Genomic DNA, 5,593 nt, shown 5'->3' with positions numbered 1-5,593 from the left:
GCTCTGGCTCTTTAACAAACTGAATCGAAATAATTTGTGTGGGTATGTGTAGCGATCGATTTCTGTTAGAAATTATCGGTACAGACCACGTCAATTTAAGCTTATAAATTACGTTCTGTAATCGAGTCAAGATTGGTCGCTAATCTTTCTTAGCGACAAACCAAAATTAAACTGAAGAGTTTGATCATGGCTCAGATTGAACGCTGGCGGTATGCTTAACACATGCAAGTCGAACGCTGATAAGGTGCTTGCACCTTTGATGAGTGGCGGACGGGTGAGTAATGCATAGGAATCTGCCTATTAGTGGGGGACAACGTGGGGAAACTCACGCTAATACCGCATACGATCTACGGATGAAAGCAGGGGACCTTCGGGCCTTGCGCTAATAGATGAGCCTATGTCGGATTAGCTAGTTGGTGGGGTAAAGGCCTACCAAGGCGACGATCCGTAGCTGGTCTGAGAGGATGATCAGCCACACTGGGACTGAGACACGGCCCAGACTCCTACGGGAGGCAGCAGTGGGGAATATTGGACAATGGGCGAAAGCCTGATCCAGCAATACCGCGTGTGTGAAGAAGGCCTGAGGGTTGTAAAGCACTTTCAATGGGAAGGAATACCTATCGGTTAATACCCGGTAGACTGACATTACCCATACAAGAAGCACCGGCTAACTCCGTGCCAGCAGCCGCGGTAATACGGAGGGTGCAAGCGTTAATCGGAATTACTGGGCGTAAAGCGTGCGTAGGCGGTTGTTTAAGTCAGATGTGAAAGCCCCGGGCTTAACCTGGGAACTGCATTTGATACTGGATAACTAGAGTTGAGTAGAGGAGAGTGGAATTTCAGGTGTAGCGGTGAAATGCGTAGAGATCTGAAGGAACACCAGTGGCGAAGGCGGCTCTCTGGACTCAAACTGACGCTGAGGTACGAAAGCGTGGGTAGCAAACAGGATTAGATACCCTGGTAGTCCACGCCGTAAACGATGTCAACTAACTGTTGGGTTCTTAAAGAACTTAGTAGTGGAGCTAACGTATTAAGTTGACCGCCTGGGGAGTACGGCCGCAAGGCTAAAACTCAAATGAATTGACGGGGGCCCGCACAAGCGGTGGAGCATGTGGTTTAATTCGATGCAACGCGAAGAACCTTACCTACCCTTGACATCCTCGGAACTTGTCAGAGATGACTTGGTGCCTTCGGGAACCGAGAGACAGGTGCTGCATGGCTGTCGTCAGCTCGTGTTGTGAAATGTTGGGTTAAGTCCCGTAACGAGCGCAACCCTTATCCTTAGTTGCCAGCGAGTAATGTCGGGAACTCTAGGGAGACTGCCGGTGATAAACCGGAGGAAGGTGGGGACGACGTCAAGTCATCATGGCCCTTATGGGTAGGGCTACACACGTGCTACAATGGCCGGTACAGAGGGCAGCGAAACCGTGAGGTCAAGCAAATCCCACAAAGCCGGTCCCAGTCCGGATCGCAGTCTGCAACTCGACTGCGTGAAGTCGGAATCGCTAGTAATCGCGGATCAGAATGCCGCGGTGAATACGTTCCCGGGCCTTGTACACACCGCCCGTCACACCATGGGAGTGGGTTGCAAAAGAAGTAGGTAGTTTAACCTTCGGGAGGGCGCTTACCACTTTGTGATTCATGACTGGGGTGAAGTCGTAACAAGGTAGCCCTAGGGGAACCTGGGGCTGGATCACCTCCTTACAAAGACAGAATCCCGTTACACGTATCCACAACAAATTATTTCGATTGAAAGACGCGCCTGGGTCTGTAGCTCAGTTGGTTAGAGCGCACCCCTGATAAGGGTGAGGTCGGAGGTTCAAATCCTCCCAGACCCACCAACGCGAAAAGCAAGACGAAAGCAACGAGGCAACTGAACACGCAAAAGACATTCGTCGGATTGCTGTTTTGATCTTGACGGTTTCGGCTTTAGTCTTTTGACTGTTTTCGGGGCCATAGCTCAGCTGGGAGAGCGCCTGCCTTGCACGCAGGAGGTCGGGAGTTCGATCCTCCCTGGCTCCACCACTCGCCAGAGGCAAGCCAAGTGCCCGCGTCCAACGTATCCGTGAAGGCGATCAGCTCTATAATGCTTGAATACAGGCTTTATAGAATTGATCATTAGATCAATACGCTCTTTAACAATATGGAAATCTGTAACCAAGTCTTGATCGGAAACGATCAAAACTGAAACGAGTTGCGGTTTATCGGAAGTGACTATCGAAAGATAGGCGCCGAAAGTAAATAGCAAGTCGTTCTCAAGCAACATCAGCGAACATGTCAGCTGACAAATAACTTAAATCGTAAGCCTAACGAAGCCGAAGATGAAAATCGGAAGCGAAGTAAAAGCAGACGTATTCGGGTTATATGGTCAAGTGAATAAGCGCATACGGTGGATGCCTAGGCAGTAAGAGGCGATGAAAGACGTGGTAGCCTGCGAAAAGCTTCGGGGAGGCGGCAAACAGCCTGTGATCCGGAGATGTCTGAATGGGGAAACCCGGCGAGGATAACCTCGTCATCTTTGAGTGAATACATAGCTCACTGAAGCGAACCCGGAGAACTGAAACATCTAAGTACCCGGAGGAAAAGAAATCAACCGAGATTCCCTTAGTAGTGGCGAGCGAACGGGGACCAGCCCTTAAGTGTTGATGACGTTAGTGGAACGGTCTGGAAAGTCCGGCGATACAGGGTGATAGCCCCGTACACGAAAACGTCTTCAGCATGAAATCGAGTAGGTCGGCGCACGTGAAACGTTGACTGAATATGGGGGGACCATCCTCCAAGGCTAAATACTCCTTACTGACCGATAGTGAACCAGTACCGTGAGGGAAAGGCGAAAAGAACCGCGGAGAGCGGAGTGAAATAGAACCTGAAACCGTATGCGTACAAGCAGTGGGAGCCCCTTCGTGGGGTGACTGCGTACCTTTTGTATAATGGGTCAGCGACTTACATTTTGTGGCAAGCTTAACCGAATAGGGGAGGCGTAGGGAAACCGAGTCTTAATAGGGCGTTTAGTCGCAAGGTGTAGACCCGAAACCGGGCGATCTATCCATGACCAGGTTGAAGGTGTGGTAACACACACTGGAGGACCGAACCCACTCCCGTTGAAAAGGTAGGGGATGAGTTGTGGATCGGAGTGAAAGGCTAATCAAGCTCGGAGATAGCTGGTTCTCCTCGAAAGCTATTTAGGTAGCGCCTCGTGTATAACTGCTGGGGGTAGAGCACTGTTTCGGCTAGGGGGTCATCCCGACTTACCAACCCGATGCAAACTCCGAATACCAGCAAGTTTCAGCACGGGAGACACACGGCGGGTGATAAGGTCCGTCGTGAAAAGGGAAACAGCCCAGACCGTCAGCTAAGGTCCCCAAATCTATGCTCAGTGGGAAACGATGTGGAAAGGCACAGACAGCCAGGAGGTTGGCTTAGAAGCAGCCACCCTTTAAAGAAAGCGTAATAGCTCACTGGTCGAGTCGGTCTGCGCGGAAGATTCACCGGGGCTAAGCATAGTACCGAAGCTACGGATTCACGCTTTGCGTGAGTGGTAGAGGAGCGTTCCGTACGCCTGCGAAGGTCGATTGAGAAGTCGGCTGGAGGTATCGGAAGTGCGAATGCTGACATAAGTAACGATAAAGGGGGTGAAAAACCCCCTCGCCGTAAACCCAAGGTTTCCTGCGCAACGTTAATCGACGCAGGGTTAGTCGGCACCTAAGGCGAGGCAGAAATGCGTAGTCGATGGAAAACAGGTTAATATTCCTGTACCAGTAGTAACTGCGATGGGGTGACGGAGAAGGCTATATCAGCGGTCGGTTGGAAGTGGCCGTTTAAGCAAGTAGGCATGTACCTTAGGCAAATCCGGGGTACTTTATGCTGAGATGTGATGACGAGTGTCTCGAAAGAAACGCGAAGTGATAGATGCCCTGCTTCCAGGAAAAACCTCTAAGCTTCAGGTTACTAGTGGCCGTACCCTAAACCGACACAGGTGGGTGGGATGAAAATTCTAAGGCGCTTGAGAGAACCCAGGTGAAGGAACTAGGCAAAATGATACCGTAACTTCGGGAGAAGGTATGCCGTTGATAAGTGAAGTCCCTCGCGGATGGAGCATAAGGCGGTTGCAAAAAATCGGTGGCTGCGACTGTTTAGCAAAAACATAGCACTCTGCAAACACGAAAGTGGACGTATAGGGTGTGACGCCTGCCCGGTGCTGGAAGGTTAATTGATGGGGTTATCTTCGGAGAAGCTCTTGATCGAAGCCCCAGTAAACGGCGGCCGTAACTATAACGGTCCTAAGGTAGCGAAATTCCTTGTCGGGTAAGTTCCGACCTGCACGAATGGCGTAACGATGGCCACACTGTCTCCACCTGGGACTCAGTGAAATTGAAATCGCTGTGAAGATGCAGTGTACCCGCGGCTAGACGGAAAGACCCCGTGCACCTTTACTATAGCTTGACACTGGACTTTGAACCTACTTGTGTAGGATAGGTGGGAGGCTGTGAAGCAGGAACGCCAGTTCTTGTGGAGCCATCCTTGAAATACCACCCTGGTATGTTTGGAGTTCTAACCTCGATCCATTATCTGGATTAGGGACAGTGTCTGGTGGGTAGTTTGACTGGGGCGGTCTCCTCCCAAAGAGTAACGGAGGAGCACGAAGGTACCCTCAGCCTGGTCGGAAATCAGGCAATGAGTGCAAAGGCATAAGGGTGCTTGACTGCGAGACGGACAAGTCGAGCAGGTACGAAAGTAGGTCTTAGTGATCCGGTGGTTCTGTATGGAAGGGCCATCGCTCAACGGATAAAAGGTACGCCGGGGATAACAGGCTGATACCGCCCAAGAGTTCATATCGACGGCGGTGTTTGGCACCTCGATGTCGGCTCATCACATCCTGGGGCTGAAGCAGGTCCCAAGGGTATGGCTGTTCGCCATTTAAAGTGGTACGCGAGCTGGGTTCAGAACGTCGTGAGACAGTTCGGTCCCTATCTGCCGTGGGCGTTTGAGATTTGAGGGAAGCTGCTTCTAGTACGAGAGGACCGAAGTGGACGAACCTCTGGTGTTCCGGTTGTCATGCCAATGGCATTGCCGGGTAGCCACGTTCGGACAGGATAACCGCTGAAAGCATCTAAGCGGGAAGCCCCTCCCAAGATGAGATCTCACTGGGACTTTAAGTCCCCTGAAGGGCCGTTGGAGACGACGACGTTGATAGGCACGGTGTGGAAGTCCAGTAATGGGCGTAGCTAACGTGTACTAATTGCCCGTGAGGCTTGACCATATAACACCCAATGCGTTTGGGTAGCAGTTGACTGCTGATAACAAACTGAGAACGACAAACTCGCTACAGATTTCCATGAAAACAGGTCAAGGGGCAAAGCCCGCGAAGCCATACGCTTCGAACCTGTGTATGACGGCTGCAACAACAGCCTAACCAGTTTGCTTGGTGAACATAGCAAGCGTGAACCACCCGATCCCATCCCGAACTCGGAAGTGAAACCGCTTAGCGCCGATGATAGTGTGGCAGGTTGCCATGTGAAAGTAGGTCATCGCCAAGCTCTTAAACATAAAGCCCGTCTCAGACGGGCTTTTTTTTGCCTAGACTCTTCTCACA

2 tRNA genes and 3 rRNA genes are annotated in these 5,593 nt (G+C 51.2%); all 5 read left to right on the top strand.

From position 1 onward, the window contains the following. Window positions 1-168: 168 nt before the first annotated feature. A 16S ribosomal RNA gene (locus AC0IM9_RS20290) occupies window positions 169-1,704 on the top strand. Between the two features lie 60 nt (window positions 1,705-1,764). After that, window positions 1,765-1,841: transfer RNA gene (locus tag AC0IM9_RS20285), tRNA-Ile, on the top strand. 108 nt (window positions 1,842-1,949) lie between these two features. Continuing rightward, window positions 1,950-2,025, top strand: a tRNA-Ala gene (locus tag AC0IM9_RS20280). 341 nt (window positions 2,026-2,366) lie between these two features. Then, window positions 2,367-5,260: ribosomal RNA gene (locus AC0IM9_RS20275) — 23S ribosomal RNA — on the top strand. A gap of 161 nt (window positions 5,261-5,421) precedes the next feature. Further along, window positions 5,422-5,537, top strand: a 5S ribosomal RNA gene (gene rrf / locus AC0IM9_RS20270). The 16S, 23S and 5S rRNA genes sit together here with 2 tRNA genes alongside, the layout of an rRNA operon. Window positions 5,538-5,593: the final 56 nt, after the last annotated feature.

The organism is Methylomonas sp. Uni0011 (assembly GCF_056850255.1).
The sequence above is the reverse complement of the archived record's forward strand: the minus strand, read 5'-3'. Positions and strand labels throughout refer to the sequence as shown.